Source organism: Halorubrum sp. GN11_10-6_MGM (assembly GCF_005435165.1).
Lineage (GTDB): Archaea > Halobacteriota > Halobacteria > Halobacteriales > Haloferacaceae > Halorubrum.
Map to the genome: position 1 here is coordinate 1 of NZ_SGUC01000150.1, position 476 is coordinate 476.

Genomic DNA, 476 nt, shown 5'->3' on the forward strand with positions numbered 1-476 from the left:
CGACGCTCCGAGACGAACGTCTTGATAGGGAACATCGTTCGTCGGGTGACGCGGTCGCGTCACCCTTGCCTGCTGTGACTTCCAGCTCCTGCTGAGAACTGACCAACAATCCTCTACCCAAGAGCGTACCATCAGACTATCCAGAAACCTAGGGCTATATCGTTTTTCCGCTGCGGCCACCAACCTTCTGTATGCCCACGTTCGCTGTCAACTGTCCGGGGTGCGGGGTCTCGAAAGAGCACATGACGACGACCGCGAACCAGATCGGCGTCCACTGTAGTTGCGGCATCATCTTCAGCGTCAACGTTGAGGAACAGACCGTCGACGACTGGTGGGAGCGCAAGGAGTCTCGCTCTTATGTAGAACTGCGGAAAGCCCCCATAACAAGGCAATCAACGGTGATATCGACGGATGCGCCGGTGAGGTTCAACGATCTGATGAGGCCAAACGTCTGAGCGGCCTGTTCCAAGCCCTGC

General features: G+C 56.9%; 1 pseudogene. It reads right to left on the bottom strand.

What is annotated here, in order from left to right:
- Nucleotides 1-355: 355 nt before the first annotated feature.
- A pseudogene (locus tag EXE46_RS16480) lies at nucleotides 356-476 on the bottom strand (IS1595 family transposase); the annotation flags it as partial.